The following is a 15,648-nucleotide window of genomic DNA, read 5'->3' as shown; positions in this document are numbered from 1 at the left end:
TAAACAACAAGCGTCATGAACCACAAATCAAGACAACAGCAGGTAATTAAAGCATTTGAAGATTTTTTGTCTACCCCCCTAGAAACGCTACTGCAACGGCATCTCAACACTCAGACTTCGGCAGCGTTGAGTTTATTTCACGATGTGGCGGCTAATGTGCCAGCTTACAAGGCTTTTTTAGCAGAAAGGGAAATTAGTCCCGCGACTATTCAAACCTTGGAAGACTTTCAAAAACTCCCAGCGATCGCTAAACAAAATTATATACTGCGTTATCCCTTAGCTGACTTGTGCCACAACGGACAATTAGAAGCGTGCGACATGATAGCTGCTTCATCAGGTTCTAGTGGGAAACCGACATTTTGGCCTCGTTTTTTCACAGATGAACTCCAAATCGCCACACGTTTTGAACAGATTTTTCACGATAGTTTCTATGCAGATACCAGACGTACCCTAGCAGTGATTTGTTTCACTTTGGGCACTTGGGTAGGTGGGATGTTTACTACTAATTGCTGTCGTTATCTTGCTAGCAAAGGTTATCCCATTACTGTAATTACTCCTGGTAACAATAAAGAAGAAATCTTGCGAGTTGTCCAGGAATTAGGTTCAGCTTTTGAACAAGTGGTGTTATTGGGATACCCACCATTTTTAAAAGATGTCATTGATACTGGTATCGCCCGTGGTGTGGAGTGGCAGCAATATCAGATTAAATTAGTGATGGCGGGAGAAGTATTTAGTGAAGAATGGCGGAGTTTAGTTGGCGAAAGAGTTGGTTCACAAAATCCTTGTTATGATTTTGCATCACTCTACGGCACTGCGGATGCAGGAGTTTTGGGTAATGAAACACCGTTAAGTATCTGCATTCGCCGTTTTTTGGCAGAAAATCCCGATGCCGCTAGAGCTTTATTTGGGGAATCGCGTTTACCCACGCTAGTACAATACGATCCTTGCAGTCGCTTTTTTGAAGTTCAAGATGGCGGATTGCTGTTTTCAGGAGATAACGGTATTCCCTTAGTGCGTTATGACATTTTAGATACTGGTGGGATAATTAGTTATGATGCCATGCTGCAATTTTTAGCAGAATGGGGATTTAACCCGCTTGAAAATCTCTGTTCTGACACTCAAGAATCACTTAGAGGTATTCATCAGCTACCTTTCGTTTATGTCTTCGGTCGTTCTAACTTTACAGTTTCTTACTTTGGTGCAAATATCTATCCCGAAAATGTAACGGTGGGATTAGAGCAACTAGGAATTCAAGAATGGGTGACGGGTAAATTCGTGTTGCAAGTGAAGGAAGATGCTGACAAGAATCGATTTTTATCAGTGGTTGTGGAATTAGGAGCAGGGGTAGAGGGTAGTGAAGATCAAAGAGTTGCGATCGCATCTTCTATTCTTTCACAACTGTTACGTCTAAATAGCGAGTTTGCTAACTATGTTCCCGCAGAATATCAAACACCACAGGTTACATTAGCGCCAATGGGGGATGCAGAATATTTTCCGATTGGGGTTAAACATCGTTATACGCGTAAATAGTACTAGGCGCGATGAATTAGCAAGAAGACGCGATGAATCGCGTCTCTACAAGGGGGGATGGGGTGGTTGTTCGCAATCGCGTTCCCAATTAATTGGGTTATTGATAATATATTGTCTAATGCGATCGCGAGCAAATTCATTACGAATTATGTTGTTATGAAACCTTTCTTGCCATCCAAAACCTTCATATATTTGATTAATTTCAAATGAACATCGTCCTTTGTACCATCTAATAATTTTAGAAAGAGAATTTTTAGACAACATCGGATTAAATAACCCAGTAACCCCACCCCGTTGAATATCCCCCCTTGTAGAGACGCGATTCATCGCGTCTTCTTGTTTTTTATTCATCGCGTCTTCTTCCTGTGTTCGTGGATTCATCGCGTCTCCTTCTCGTATTTGATTAATAACCAAAATCCCATGAATATGATTAGGCATGACACAAAACGAATCTATCTGGCAATTAGAAAAATGATTAGGAATCTCGTACCACAATTTATGAGCAATTTCTCCAATTGGCGATCGCTGCATTTCACTCTGCACAACCTCACCAAAAAAGCATTTTTTACCGTCGGTGCAAATAGTAACGAAATATCCAGCATTACTAGCATAACTCCATGCCGGTAAACGGGTTGAATCAATTCGATATTTACCTTTGTATTTGGGTTTGTTGTTTTCTGGTTGAGGATCGTAATGATTCATGATTACATCTTTTATTGATACAAAAATTTATGCAATTATTGCTTTGCATTGATGTAATTTCCAACCCAAAAAACTCGGAATTATTCGCGCTATGTAAATGATGGGAAGGAAGAAGACGCGATGAATCGCCTCTCTACAAGGGGGGATAAAAAAACGATGCCTGCGGCGAGCTACGCCTACGCATTTCCATTCTGTTTACGATATCTGTTTTATTAGGGGCATCGCATTCCCTGGATTGCAGAAAGATCGGACGCGATAGATTTACGAGATGGGATGAATCGCGTCTTTACAAGGGATTGCTGCTTCTACATTTCGCTTATGTTTTGGCTGGAGAAAGTATTTTTCTTTCCTACTCTCCATCTTTCACTTTCTCTTGTTGATGCCAAGCTTGAGAAAAAGCGGGGTAGGGCATACCTTGGGCGCACTTCCAGATAACTTTGTAGCAATTATCAAATCGCTCAAAGGCATTTTTGTAATTTTCAGGTGATAAGTAATCCTTCAACACGGTAACAACATTCGGCATCTGTTCCTCTAACATAATTTCCTTCAAGCTAGATGCCACTTTCCATTGAATAGAATAATTCAGTTGTGGTTTGCCGATTAACTCCACTAAAGCAGTGATCGCTTTTTCGTTGCCAGAGCCAATTTTCCCTAAGCTTTCTACCGCTTGCCTTCGGGTATTATCATCCAATTGTGGTTTGCCAATTAAATCCACCAAAGCAGCGATCGCTTTTTCGTTGCCAAAGCCAATTTTTTCTAAGCTTTCTGCCGCTAGGCTTCGGATAAAATCATACAGCTGTGGATTGCCGATTAACTCCACCAAAGCAGCGATCGCTTTTTCGTTGCCAAAGCCAATTTTTTCTAAGCTTTCTGCCGCTAGGCTTCGGTGATCATAACCCAGTTGTGGATTGCCGATTAACTCCACCAAAGCATCAATCGCTTTTTGGTTACCAGGGTCAATTTTCCCTAAGCTTTCTGCCGCTTGCCTTCGGGTATAATTATTCAGTTGTGAATTGCCAATTAACTCCACCAAAGCATTAATCGCTTTTTGGTTACCAGGGTCAATTTTCCCTAAGCTTTCTGCCGCTTGCCTTCGGGTATAATTATCCAGTTGTGGATTGCCGATTAACTCCACCAAAGCATCAATCGCTTTTTCGTTGCCAGGGTCAATTTCCCCTAAGCTTTCTGCCGCTCGCCATCGGGTAAAATCATTCAGTTGTGGATTGCTGATGAACTCCACCAAAGCATCAATCGCTTTTTCGTTGCCAGGGTCAATTTCTCTTAAGCTTTCTGCCGCTAGGCTTCGGGTAAAATTATCTAGTTGTGGTGGATTGCCGATTAACTCCCCCAAAGCATCAATCGCTTTTTGGTTGCCAAGTTCAATTTCCCCTAAGCTTTCTGCCGCTTGCATTCGGATAAAATCATCCAGTTGTGGTTTACCGATTAACTCCACCAAAGCAGCGATCGCTTTTATGCGATTTGTCTGAGCCAGTGCTGTCTCTGCTCCCTCTGAGATTGAATAGAGAAATTTTACCCACTCGTTTTGTTCAACTTTAAACTCGCCAAAGCCCCATTTAACAATTTCCGCTACAATCGCATCTGCGTTGCCAGAATTTTTCCACTCATCAACCCCCGCAGCAGCGAGAAAATAAGCGCGAAACTCATAAAATCCTCTTGTGACTTTATCAATAGCTCTGTATTCTCCGCACCCATCATCAAATTCCATCAATGCCTGAATAAACTCTTCCTTCTCCTTTCTCTCCACATCCTCACGTCCCAACCACAGCAAAATCACCTCCTTCCACTGCGGGGCAAAAATGCGATAAACACCTAACGCGGGGTTGTCGGGAACATGATTCAGAAACTCGTCCCAATTCTCAACCGCCAACGCTGCAAAATATTCCTCAAATGTGGGATGGTAAAAACCGTAAACTTTCTCTTTCGTTGCTGATTCCGCAGCCAGTCCAACTTCATTTAGCCATCCCAACTTTAACGCTAACGAAAATAAAGAATTTTGCTGTTTTGGATCGCCTAATTCCTCACGCACAAACTTATGTGGTAGCCGAAACCGTGACTTTTGTTGATCAATTGCCCGTTTTGCCAAACGTCCCAACGCAGCGTTTAATTCCTCTTGCTGCTGTTCGGTGGTAGGGAAGCGATTTTCTTTCCACTTGTAAACCTCTTCCACAAACTGCTGATAAAGTCCGGCTTTAGTTTCCGGTAAACCTTTATCGGAACCTTGCCAAGTGCTACACAACAGCGCTAACCGCAAAGGATTTTTAACTAAATCTTGGATGCGCTGACGTTCAGCTTTATCTAATTCCTGCCATAATCTTTCCCCTTTGTCTGCATCCTTGTTGTGAAACCAACGCCCAATAAAGTCTTGCACTTGTTGCGGATATTCAAAATTGAGTAACCGATACGTCTCAAAATTTTCTAAAGCGTTGGCGTTTGCTTCCCAAATATTCACCCGACAAGTCAGCACAACCCGCGCATTTTTCACCCATCCCGTTAACTGCTGGGAAATCTCAGTTAATGGTTGGGGTGAAGACATTTCATCTGCTGCATCCAACAATAACCACACACAATTATTCTTGAATAAATCTGCTAAAGCTTTTTTCTCTTCTTCTGTTACATCTTCTACTGGTTCTAAAGCATCCTCCAGCCAATCTTGCAGGAGATAATCTTTTACGCTCTTTCCTTGCAAGTCTGCCAAAGAAATCCAAATTGGTAAACCCAGATTGTTGTTTAATATCCAAAAAGCTATAGTTTGCAACTGAGTAGTTTTTCCCGCACCCGGTTCCCCAATTAAAGCGATGCGGTGTCCTTGAGTTTTACCAATACCATCACCGATAATTTGCTCTAAAAAAGCCTGATGTTCAAATCGCTGCTTCTCTTCATAACTCGGTTCGTAAAGTTGCGAACCTTGTTCTGCGGAAATATCCTCGCTGCACTTCTTCGGTTTGTTACGTTCTACCAATGCTAAAGGGACATGAATTGCCTCTAGCTCAAATTTCATCTCATCATCAGCAAACAGCAACTCATTTGTGGTGAGACGCTTGTGCTTTTCCAGCATAGCGCCGCAGATTTTTTGCCAGTAAGACTCGCCTGATTTCTGGAAATTCGCCTGTAAAGCTTTAGATTTTTCTGGTCTACTAGCTTCCCATGCTTGGTCAAATTGCTTCAGGTTCTTTTCCTTATCTTTTGACCACAATCTCAGCGTGAAGTGCCAACTATCAACACCTTTAGTTTGGGTGCGGTTGTCCTCCAGAATCGTCAAAAAATCTTTCAGCAGAATCAGTGCTTCTCGAATTTGCGGTTTGGTTAACTTGTCTGGATATTTATCTTTCGCTGTCAGGTGTTCCAAAGCTACCAAGTTTGTATTGATTATCAGCTTTGGGTTGGCACTGTCCTTTGTATTCCAGTTGTACCCAATATTAAAAAGATTGTCTTTTTCCAGATTGGCGAAATCAAGCAAAGCCTCTAAAAGGCGCTTCACCCGTATTTTTATTTGATCACCGTAAGTCTTTTTCGGCATGACAGTCGAAGACAAATACCAGAAAGTTTGGGGCTACCCCTAATTGAATGTACTACCCCAAACCCATGTATTCCTGATTTTAACGAGATTTTATCCGCCTTGATTGCGTTTACCACCCCAAAGAGATGCTGTATTCAACAACTCATTCAGGTGGTACGAAATGAAAAACAAGCATCAAAACGCAAGTCAAAGAGCGATGTCTACGACGGGCTACGCCTACGCTTTCTTACTAATTCTGCAAACAATGCTAATTGGCGTAAATGCCGAAAATCGCCTTCAGCAAGGAGACTCACCAATCGAGGTTTTAATCTGGATGATTAACCAGTGTATCCCAGTCCTGAAACAAGCCAGCAGTTTGCAAGACAAGCAGAAAAAGAGCCTGCTACCCAGCCATCGCCATTCTGAGGATCAATAAGATCACAAGCCCCTCTCTGCAAGCAAAGAGGGGCTGTGGCTATATTGGTTGATTTATATAGGAATCCGGTTTAATCGCGTGAAAAAATCTAATAACAATTTAATTAATGATTGCAACACATCCTTGGTTTAAGACGCGATGAATCGCGTCTCTACAAGATGTATGGTCTATTTGTTACGTTTCTCAATTGCGTGCAATCCGGTTCGGATCGGGTTTTTTGATAAAAATTATAATAGATGACAAAAACGCCTTGTAGAGACGGCGATTTATCGCGTCTCTCTTGTTCGTTCAGAACACAAGTCCATTCGTTCAGAACACAAGTCCATTCGTTCAGGACACAAGTTCATTCGTTCAGAACACAAGTTCATTCGTTCAGAACACAAGTCCATTCGTCCAGAACACAAGTTCATTCGTTCAGAACACAAGTTCATTCGTTCAGAACACAAGTCCATTCGTTCAGAACACAAGTCCATTTGTTCAGAACACAAGTTCATTCGTTCAGAACACAAGCTCATTCGTTCAGAACACAAGTTTATTGTCGTGTAATTACTGAGCTAGCAATCCAATCTTATTACGAAAAACACCTTTTTTTTGCAAGCTTTACTGAACCACTATACTGTTCCATTGAGACACTCTAGAAAGATAAAGTTTAGTAAAAAGTCTGCATTGATGCCACGCCAAAAAAGAAGCTCTACCGTGCTGGAAAAAACCGAACAGAGAGTAATCGGATTTATTCCAGCCTCGATTTTGGTGATTCGATCAGCTTAAACAATTTAACCCAGTTAACCGGGCAACTCCGCAACCAGATTGACCAGTATAATATGATGCTAACTGCCATTGACACAGCAAAGGAACAAATAGAAACCCTTGAAAAGACTATCCGCGAAACTTCAGAGCGCTTAGTCAGCGGTGTGGTATTAAAGTATGGTAAAGACAGCCGGGAATACGAGATGACAGGCGGAGTACGCAAGAGCGATGCCTGCGGCGGCCTACGCATTCGTAAAGCCACTAAAGCCACTATCACCCGGTTAAAATCCACCGCCGAGTTAAAAGCGGCTTCTACACAGACGACGTAATGAGCAACAAGTAGGCATCATTCATGGTGAATGATGCCCATTATTTTGCAGACGATTCAGTGTTGAATCAGCTTTAAACCACAAAGAACATCAAGATTCCTAACACTCCCAAGTTGAAGTATCACTAGTGAGAATACTATTAAAAATAGGCATTCCATTAGTAGAAACTACCCTGGAAAAATAGTGTGAGGTTGGAGTAATGGATGAGCAGCATCGGTACTTGCAAATCGCCCTTGTTGTTGTTGGAATTGCTTTTCTCCTGATCTATCCGTTGATGAATATCTGGCCATCGGGCTGGTCATGGCAACCAGGTCAACACGAATACGAACAGATGATCGTCGGCATTTATGGGACGCTCGGTGTATTTTTATTACGGGCCTCTCGAAAACCAGAAGCGCATCTTAGTTTAATCTGGTTCACCGTCTGGTCGAGTTTTGTTCACGCACTGATCATGGCGGTACAGGCAGTGATTGACCCTATGGAACATGGACACCTCGTTGGCGACATTCCAGCATTGATCTTGGTGGCAGTTGTCCTTGGTTTCCTAGCGTCACGCGAAGTAGTGTCAGTGCATGAATGAGCGCGGCATAACAAATCAATCGATAGCGGGCAGCCTCATAAAATTCGCGGCTACACAAACATAGACGCTTTGCGGCTACTCTTCGAGAACGCCAAGGGCGAACCCACAGGGTAATCCGCCTCCGCGGGCTAATTGAAAGAAAGTTAAGGGTTTGAAACCCACCTCCGTGGGTTTTGCCTGTGTAGACGCGGTTTCTAACCGCTCATTTCACGTTAAGTTGACTACGCAGTTTAAAGTTTTTGGCGCTAACCCAAGCGTATTGGGTTCAAATCAACCGCAGGCATTTTACTCTTCAATCAACTCAAAATCAACTCGCTCATAAATATCACGCAAGGCAATTTGAAAATCAATAGAATCTAAGACTAAAACTGCATCTTCACCTTCATATTCCTTAAAAATCCATTGTCCTTCTGCTTGTTTAATAAATTGTTCCACAGCAAAAGTATATTGATCAATCATAATATATTCTTGAAAACCAGGAATTGAACGATAATATTTAAACTTATCTGTTTTGTCATAATTTTTAGTTGAATTTGATAAGACTTCAACAATTAATAAGGGATTAGTAATAGTTGTTGTACCTGTTCCCTCGTAAATAGGCTTACCTTTGATGACTATAATATCAGGATAAGTATAAAGGCGATAACGAGGGATTGATAATTTCACATCCCCTATGTAAATCTCATAATCTTGTCCTTGCACAGTCAGGGGAAACTTGCGACAAAAATTAAGTGCAATCTTATTGTGGTTAGTTATTCCCCCTGTCATAGGTATAATTTCTCCATCTATGTATTCATTTTTATATTCAGCTTTTTCTTCTAATTCCAAATATTCTTCTGGGGTGTAGTAACGCTTTTCTGTTTGTAAAACCATATTAATTAAGGGAATGGGTATATTATCAATAGCGTAACGTACCCTAAAGATAGGAAAAATAAATATTTTTGTTATACAAATACAGTTGCAGACAATGTAACAATAGCGATCGCAAGCCAATACTTTAGCCATACCCACCAGTGAACGCCCCTACCAACATCTCTGCACAAACTCAGAATCGCAAAGCCGATCACATTCGGATCTGTTTAGAAGAAGATGTTCAGTCTCATCAAATCACCAATGGATTGGAACGCTATCGCTTCACCCATTTTTGCTTACCCGAACTAAACCTCGACGATATTGATATCAGTACAACTTTCTTGGGAAAACACCTTGGCGCACCCTTGTTAATTTCTTCCATGACTGGTGGAACAGAACAAGCTGCAATGATTAACCAACGTTTGGCCCAAGTCGCGCAACGCTACAAAATTGCAATGGGTGTCGGTTCCCAGCGAGTAGCAGTAGAAAAACCTCAGGTAGCTGATACTTTTGCTGTCCGCAAGTATGCACCCGATGTTCTGCTATTTGCAAACTTAGGCGCTGTGCAACTTAACTACAAGTACGGTTTAGATGAATGTCTGCGCGTAGTTGATATCCTAGAGGCTGATGCCCTGATTTTACACATTAACCCTCTACAAGAGTGCATTCAACCTAAAGGTGATACTAATTTTCGAGGCTTGATTGACAAAATATCTGATTTGTGCAGTAAAATGCCAGTGCCAGTGATTGCGAAGGAAGTTGGTAACGGCATTTCAGCAGCGATCGCCAACAAACTCATTGATGCTGGAGTAGCAGCAATTGATGTGGCTGGTGCGGGGGGTACTTCTTGGGCAAAGGTGGAAAGTGAACGGGCAGAAAATCCCTTACAACGTCGCTTAGGGAAGACTTTTGCCGATTGGGGTTTACCGACGGCAGAGTGCATTACAACTATTAGAGCGATCGCACCAGATGTACCCTTAATTGCTTCGGGAGGTTTGCGTCATGGATTGGATGTCGCGGCTGCGATCGCTTTGGGAGCAGATATAGCTGGTTTAGCAATGCCTTTTTTGCAAGCAGCAGCAACATCAGAAACAGCAGTTGCTGAACTGGCTGAAGTATTAATTGCCGAAATCACCACAGTCTTATTCTGCACTGGCAACGCCAGCTTGTATCAGTTACAGCACTCTGGTAGTTTACAGCGCATAGAATAAGTAAACAGGTCATTGGTCATTAGTCATTAGTCCTTTGGTTATAACCAATGCCGAATACCCAATACCCAATAACTAATAACTAATAACTAATGCGTAATTTTATCAAACAAACTTTTGCTAGTTTAGTTGGCACCTTACTAGGACTAATTATTTTCGGTGGTCTGGGAACCACTGGACTATTCTTGCTGATATTGGCTGCTAGCTCCTCTAAAGATACTGGGCCAAATGTGAAAGATAAGTCAATGCTGGTTTTTGACTTGTCGATGAAAATTACTGATAGCGAACCTAGTTCAGGTGAACTGTTTCAAAACACAATATCAGGTGTGGATGAAGAAAGAATATCACTCCGCAAAGTTGTGGAAACTTTGGAAAAAGCGCGACGCGATCCGCGAATTGTCGGGATTTACCTGGATGCAACAAGCACAAGCCAAGCTAGTAATGTCGGCTATGCCTCCCTGAAAGAAATTCGGAAAGCACTGGAGGAGTTTCGCGCTACTGGGAAAAAGATTATCGCCTATGGCAGTGATTGGAGTGAAAAGGAATATTACGTTAGTTCAGTGGCAGATTCCATTGTACTTAATCCTCTGGGAATGATGGAAGTCAACGGTTTGAGTTCACAACCAATGTTCTTGGCGGGAGCATTACAGAAGTATGGCATTGGTGTCCAAGTTGTGCGAGTGGGGAAATTTAAAGGGGCTGTTGAACCGTTTCTCCTCACAAAGTTGAGTCCAGAAAACCGCGAACAAACTCAGAAATTGCTGGATGATGTTTGGGGAGAGTGGCGCACTACTGTGGGTGCAAGTCGGAAAATTGAACCGAACCAGTTGCAAGCGATCGCAGATAATCAGGCGCTACTGGAAGCCACACAAGCCAAAACCAGCGGTTTAGTTGATCAAGTACAATACCCCGATGAAGTGGTAACTGACCTCAAAAAGTTGACAGATAGCGATAAAGAAGACAAAACATTCCGACAAATTAGCCTGAATAGCTATGCCCAAGTTCCCGGCAAATCTTTGGGTGTAGAACGTAGCTCAAAAAATCAAATTGCCGTAGTTTATGCTGAGGGCGAGATTGTCGATGGTAAAGGTGAAGATGGGCAAGTAGGAGGCGATCGCTTTGCGAAAATCTTCAACAGACTACGACAAGATAAGGATGTGAAAGCTGTTGTACTACGGATTAATAGTCCTGGTGGTAGCGCTACCGCATCTGAAGTCATGCAGCGAGAAGTGAAATTAACTCGTGAGGCGAAACCAGTTGTAGTGTCAATGGGTGACATGGCCGCCTCTGGTGGTTATTGGATTGCTAGCGACTCAAACCGTATTTTTGCAGAACCAAATACCATTACAGGTTCAATAGGTGTGTTTGGGGTGTTGTTTAATGGCGAAAAGCTGGCGAATGATAATGGCATCACCTGGGATTCGGTTAAAACCGGAACCTATGCTGATAGTCAAACAGTTTCGCGTCCGAAATCGCCCCAAGAGTTGGCACTTTATCAGCGCAGTGTTAACCGGATTTATAATATGTTTCTGAATAAAGTTTCTCAAGGTCGGAAACTCCCAGAACAAAAAGTAGCAGAGATTGCCCAAGGACGGGTTTGGTCGGGTGTGGCGGCCAAGGAAATTGGTTTGGTGGATGAAATTGGTGGCTTGAATACTGCGATCGCCTATGCTGTCAAGGAGGCGAAACTAGGAGAAGACTGGGAAGTGCAAGAATATCCTCGCACTAGCAGTTTCGGAGAACGCTTTTTTGGGCGTGCAACTGAAGAGGCGCGGACTGCTTTAGGAATTGAGGGGACGCAACTCAAACAATCCAATCCCCTCACCGCTGAATTTCAGAAATTGCAACAGGAAGTAGAGATTCTGCAAAAGATGAACGATCCACAGGGGGTTTACGCCCGCTTGCCTTTCAACTTGAAGATTGAGTAGTTTTTTATGCAGCGATCGCACTGAGAATACCCTTGCGATCGCAAGGGTATTATCATACTGAGGAAACGTCCAAGTCTAACCAAAGCAACCGTAAATCATTTGAACTGCGATCAACCTACTGTTTTTTGCCCGATGCTTAAAGATGCTCCGCTTTGCTAGAGATAAGGCTATAACCAGTGTTTTGGATATGTCCTTTCTTCCGCTAAATTATTGAAGATCACAGCACATAGCACTAAAATCATCGATCCCTCAAAGGCAGGTGTTAGCAGAAATTGCCAGTCCGGTTTCGTCATCATGACGACTAATGCAACAGCACCCGAAGGTGGGTGTAGAGTTCCGGTAAGCTGCATGATTCCAATCGCAGTAGAAACAGCCATTCCCATTGCCAAGGGAGAAGCACCGAGAAAATGCAGAATTATCAGACTCACGATCGCAGCTAAAAGATTACCCCCAATGACATTGCGAGGTTGAGCCAAAGGACTGTCAGGCACACCAAAGATCAAGACACTCGTAGCACCAAAAGGAGCCATCAGCAAAGGAGAATTAGTTTTTACAGCAAGGTAAGACGTTGCAGTTATGGCTAAGAAACTACCGATCCAACTCCAAAAAACATGTCGATGATGAGGTCTGTCTATTGGACAGGTTAGCGGACAGGATCGCCATCTGCCAAAGGTTTTAAACCAATAATTTTTTAATTTTAACCGAACTTTTTTACTGTCGATCATGAATGAACCACTCGATAATCATGACTCCCTGAATTGACTGAGCAAGGCTTTGCTAAAGTTACAATAACATGACATTTGTCAAAAAAACCTCTAAAAAGTATTCAAATATACAGATTTTTTTGTTTTATTAAAAATTAGGCTAAAGGGTCAATTTAAGTTGCATAAAAGTCAATACATTTCAGATAAGACCAAAACACTTGTAGAGACGGCGATTTATCGCCTCTCAAAAACCTGTTCGCGTTGGCGTAGCCTCTCGTAGAGAAGCGTTCCCGTAAGGTAGCCCTTACTGCAAGCTAATCATTCGGTAAAATGACTGACGATTAGCTTAGTTGAAATTACTCTTTGTTTGATTTATTCTTGCTCACTAACTGCACCAAGGCGGATGAGTTGGCCTCGCCAACTTCGTAATCAGACTTCTCTTCGCGTCAGCCTAATAAGTTTTTAAGCAGACATAAGCTTTGTGGGTTAAGTGATTATCCAGTAACTAAATCACATCAAATATCTCAGAAATACTACTGAACCATCAAGACAACAAATGTAACTAACATATACATAAATATTGTCAGGATGCTGAACATGTCAGATTTACCGCTTCAGTGCAAAAATTTAAAAGAGCAGGTTGAGTCTATATTACAACTTTTACAACAAGAACCAACGCTACGTTCCCAAGATATTACACCTGTACAAACTTCCTTAAGCAAGGCGATTTCTCCCAAGTTTGAGATTGTGTTTGCGGGTGCGTTTAGTGCTGGTAAATCAATGCTAATTAATGCACTATTGGAGAGGGAATTACTCTACAGTGCGGAGGGACATGCTACAGGTACAGAATGCAAAATAGAGTATGCAGAAATAGATAAAGAACGTGTTGTTTTGACGTTTTTAAGTGAAGCAGAGATTCGGGAACAAGCAGTTTCTTTGTGTCAGCAACTAGGATTTAAAACAGTAACTAATATTAACCAAGCTGAGGTAATTAACTTGCTACGTCAAGGTTCTGAAACTATTATTCAGCAAGAGGGTGGTGAGAGTAAATCAGAACGTGCAAAGCAGGCGAAGGCGTTAACGTTGTTGCTACAAGGATATTGGGCAAACCGCGATCGCATCAACACGGTTAATAATGCTACATATTCAATGGAACAATTTAACTTTTCCAATCTCAAGGAAGCGGCTGGATATGCCCGTCGTGGTAGTAATAGTGCAGTATTGAAGCGAATAGAATATTACTGTAATCATCCTCTGCTACAAGATGGAAATGTAATTATTGACACGCCTGGTATCGATGCACCAGTAGAGAAAGATGCACAGCTAACTTATGCCAAAATTCAACATCCTGATACTTCGGCGGTGGTGTGTGTGCTAAAACCTGCTTCGGCGGGTGACATGACAAAAGAAGAAACAGAACTTTTGGAATTAATGCGGGAGAATGGGGGAGTACGCGATCGCGTTTTCTATATCTTCAACCGCATCGATGAAACTTGGTATAATACAGAACTACGGCAACGATTAGATAACTTAATTAGTGGGCAATTTAGCAATTCAAATAAGGTTTATAAAACCAGTGGATTATTAGGATTTTACGGTAGTCAAATTAAACAAACAAGCCAACGAGATAGATTTGGTTTAGATTCTGTTTTTGCAGAAAGTATTAAAGGTTTAGATGGTAAAGAAGAAACACCACAATTTGTCTATGCATTTAACAACTACTGCGTAAATTCAGGAAAACTATCTTCTACTAAATTCCGTGTCTCTGTTAACGGCTATGAAACTCCAAATCAAAATTATGTGCGGATTTTGGGAGATTCAGGAAATGAACTTATAGAACAGCTAATTCAAGATAGTGGTACTGAGGAATTTCGCACAGCTATTACTCGCTATCTAACACAAGAAAAGCGTCCACAATTATTTAAAAATCTTGCTGATGATTTGGAAGATGTTTGTATTAAACTGAAAAAACATTATCAGAGTGTACAACGTAATTTAGATAGTCAGCCTCAAGAGATTGAGATGATGAAGGCACAAGAAGTGCAACACCTAAATCAACAACTCCAGCAAATTGGTAGAGAATTTAGTGAGCATATCACTGAAGAAGTTAACCATGTAATTAATAATTCTTGTGATGCTTTTGAAGCAGATTTTAGGCAATTGCAATCACGCATGATTCGCCGTTTAGATGAATTGCTAGATACTTTTTCTGTAGCTTATGCTTATCGGCGTGCAACTATCAGCCATCCTCGCAACGCTACCGCACCTTTAATTGCTATTTTAGTGGAGGCATTTTATTACTTAGCAAATCAATTAGAAGATATTTTAGTTGAATCTTCTCAGCAAGTAGTTGCAAATTATTTCCAGCGGTTAATTGAAAAGATTCGCAAGTCCGAATATTATCGTCAGTTGTATCGTTTATTAGATCATGATGGCGGCATTGAACAAGAGATCAGAACTATAGAAAAACAAGTTACTCAAGCATTGGTGAGTGCAGCTAGTGTAGAGTGCGATCGCTTTGTGCGAGAAAGTCCGAGATTTTATGATGAAGGCACTTTTTCTATATATCAATTTCGCCAAACTTTATTACAAACTTCTCAAGGTTACGACGCTGAAAGTATCGTGGAAGCAGAACCAGCAATTAGGCAATTATTGAAATTAGATTTTGACCCCAAAGTTTCTCAAACTATTCGTAAATCTTTCCGTCAAACCATCAACCAAACCCTGAAAACTCAGTTATTGCCAATGGCAGATCAGCAAGCAGATGAGATTTTGCAGCAATATCCACAGGCGCGTGCTTATTTAGAGAAAACGCTGCAACAAGAAGCTGAAGAAAAAATTGCAAATAATCGGCGATTATTGAATGTTGTCGAAGAAAATATTGCAGCATATAATTCAGCCGCTTCTAGTATTAATAATTGTTTGCAGTCCATGCAATTATATGACCATCTTTTGCCTGTAATTGGTGATTTGTTTGACACTGATGGTAAGTTTGCTAATAATGGGTTTGTGATTTCAGATGTGGTACAAGAGGTTTAATTTTACATATGTCAATCCGATTTGATTTGTGAAAATTAGCAGTGTTTAGATCCCCGAATTCTCAAAGAAGTCGGGG

The 15,648-nt window shown here is 41.6% G+C and carries 11 protein-coding genes; 7 read left to right on the top strand and 4 right to left on the bottom strand.

The annotated features are described in order from the left end of the window. Positions 1-15: 15 nt before the first annotated feature. On the top strand, positions 16-1,530 hold the full coding sequence (locus tag H6G92_RS05505; protein WP_190891563.1) for a phenylacetate--CoA ligase family protein: 1,515 nt from the start codon (positions 16-18) through the stop codon (positions 1,528-1,530). Between the two features lie 45 nt (positions 1,531-1,575). On the opposite strand, the gene H6G92_RS05500 is transcribed toward H6G92_RS05505, so the two are convergent. Continuing rightward, positions 1,576-2,232 (bottom strand): transposase, encoded by a 657-nt coding sequence (locus H6G92_RS05500; RefSeq protein WP_190891561.1) that lies wholly within the window; start codon positions 2,230-2,232, stop codon positions 1,576-1,578. A gap of 349 nt (positions 2,233-2,581) precedes the next feature. Beyond that, positions 2,582-5,770 carry a HEAT repeat domain-containing protein gene (locus tag H6G92_RS05495; protein WP_190891559.1) on the bottom strand — a complete coding sequence of 1,063 codons (3,189 nt, stop codon included), beginning with the start codon at positions 5,768-5,770 and terminating at the stop codon, positions 2,582-2,584. A gap of 160 nt (positions 5,771-5,930) precedes the next feature. Between H6G92_RS05495 and H6G92_RS05490 the strand changes: the two genes are divergently transcribed. The 3 genes from H6G92_RS05490 to H6G92_RS05480 all read left to right on the top strand — a co-directional run bounded on the left by H6G92_RS05490 (position 5,931) and on the right by H6G92_RS05480 (position 7,841). Next, a complete protein-coding gene (locus tag H6G92_RS05490) occupies positions 5,931-6,185 on the top strand; it encodes a hypothetical protein (protein ID WP_190891556.1) in 255 nt (84 codons plus the stop codon). 821 nt (positions 6,186-7,006) lie between these two features. Further along, the gene (locus tag H6G92_RS40775; protein ID WP_313889937.1) at positions 7,007-7,261 is read left to right on the top strand and encodes a hypothetical protein; all 255 of its coding nucleotides are present in this window, start codon (positions 7,007-7,009) and stop codon (positions 7,259-7,261) included. 199 nt (positions 7,262-7,460) lie between these two features. Continuing rightward, on the top strand, positions 7,461-7,841 hold the full coding sequence (locus H6G92_RS05480; RefSeq protein ID WP_190891554.1) for a DUF6632 domain-containing protein: 381 nt from the start codon (positions 7,461-7,463) through the stop codon (positions 7,839-7,841). A 285-nt stretch (positions 7,842-8,126) separates the two neighbouring features. On the opposite strand, the gene H6G92_RS05475 is transcribed toward H6G92_RS05480, so the two are convergent. After that, positions 8,127-8,714, bottom strand: a complete 588-nt coding sequence (locus tag H6G92_RS05475; protein ID WP_190891551.1) for a Uma2 family endonuclease — start codon at positions 8,712-8,714, stop codon at positions 8,127-8,129. Positions 8,715-8,854: 140 nt separating this feature from the next. Here H6G92_RS05475 and fni point away from each other — a divergent pair, with 140 nt between their 5' ends. Further along, positions 8,855-9,904, top strand: coding sequence for a type 2 isopentenyl-diphosphate Delta-isomerase (gene fni, locus H6G92_RS05470; RefSeq protein WP_190891549.1), 1,050 nt, complete (start codon positions 8,855-8,857; stop codon positions 9,902-9,904). Positions 9,905-9,993: 89 nt separating this feature from the next. After that, positions 9,994-11,829 carry a signal peptide peptidase SppA gene (gene sppA, locus H6G92_RS05465; protein ID WP_190891546.1) on the top strand — a complete coding sequence of 612 codons (1,836 nt, stop codon included), beginning with the start codon at positions 9,994-9,996 and terminating at the stop codon, positions 11,827-11,829. A 167-nt stretch (positions 11,830-11,996) separates the two neighbouring features. On the opposite strand, the gene H6G92_RS05460 is transcribed toward sppA, so the two are convergent. Continuing rightward, entirely contained in the window at positions 11,997-12,554 is a 558-nt protein-coding gene (locus tag H6G92_RS05460) for an HPP family protein (protein ID WP_190891544.1), read from the bottom strand. Positions 12,555-13,130: 576 nt separating this feature from the next. Between H6G92_RS05460 and H6G92_RS05455 the strand changes: the two genes are divergently transcribed. Beyond that, positions 13,131-15,572 (top strand): dynamin-like GTPase family protein, encoded by a 2,442-nt coding sequence (locus H6G92_RS05455; protein WP_190891541.1) that lies wholly within the window; start codon positions 13,131-13,133, stop codon positions 15,570-15,572. The last annotated feature ends 76 nt before the right edge of the window (positions 15,573-15,648 follow it).

Origin of the sequence: Nostoc foliaceum FACHB-393, assembly GCF_014698505.1 — a bacterium.
GTDB lineage: Bacteria > Cyanobacteriota > Cyanobacteriia > Cyanobacteriales > Nostocaceae > Nostoc > Nostoc foliaceum_A.
This window is presented reverse-complemented; position numbering and strand designations above follow the sequence as displayed.

Coding starts and splice junctions, on each gene's coding strand:
- H6G92_RS40775 (WP_313889937.1), top strand. CDS start 7,007: ATGATGCTAACTGCCATTGACACAGCAAAGGAACAAATAGAAACCCTT.
- H6G92_RS05455 (WP_190891541.1), top strand. CDS start 13,131: ATGTCAGATTTACCGCTTCAGTGCAAAAATTTAAAAGAGCAGGTTGAG.
- H6G92_RS05480 (WP_190891554.1), top strand. CDS start 7,461: ATGGATGAGCAGCATCGGTACTTGCAAATCGCCCTTGTTGTTGTTGGA.
- sppA (WP_190891546.1), top strand. CDS start 9,994: ATGCGTAATTTTATCAAACAAACTTTTGCTAGTTTAGTTGGCACCTTA.
- H6G92_RS05460 (WP_190891544.1), bottom strand. CDS start 12,554: ATGATCGACAGTAAAAAAGTTCGGTTAAAATTAAAAAATTATTGGTTT.
- H6G92_RS05475 (WP_190891551.1), bottom strand. CDS start 8,714: ATGGTTTTACAAACAGAAAAGCGTTACTACACCCCAGAAGAATATTTG.
- H6G92_RS05490 (WP_190891556.1), top strand. CDS start 5,931: ATGAAAAACAAGCATCAAAACGCAAGTCAAAGAGCGATGTCTACGACG.
- H6G92_RS05505 (WP_190891563.1), top strand. CDS start 16: ATGAACCACAAATCAAGACAACAGCAGGTAATTAAAGCATTTGAAGAT.
- H6G92_RS05500 (WP_190891561.1), bottom strand. CDS start 2,232: ATGAATCATTACGATCCTCAACCAGAAAACAACAAACCCAAATACAAA.
- H6G92_RS05495 (WP_190891559.1), bottom strand. CDS start 5,770: ATGCCGAAAAAGACTTACGGTGATCAAATAAAAATACGGGTGAAGCGC.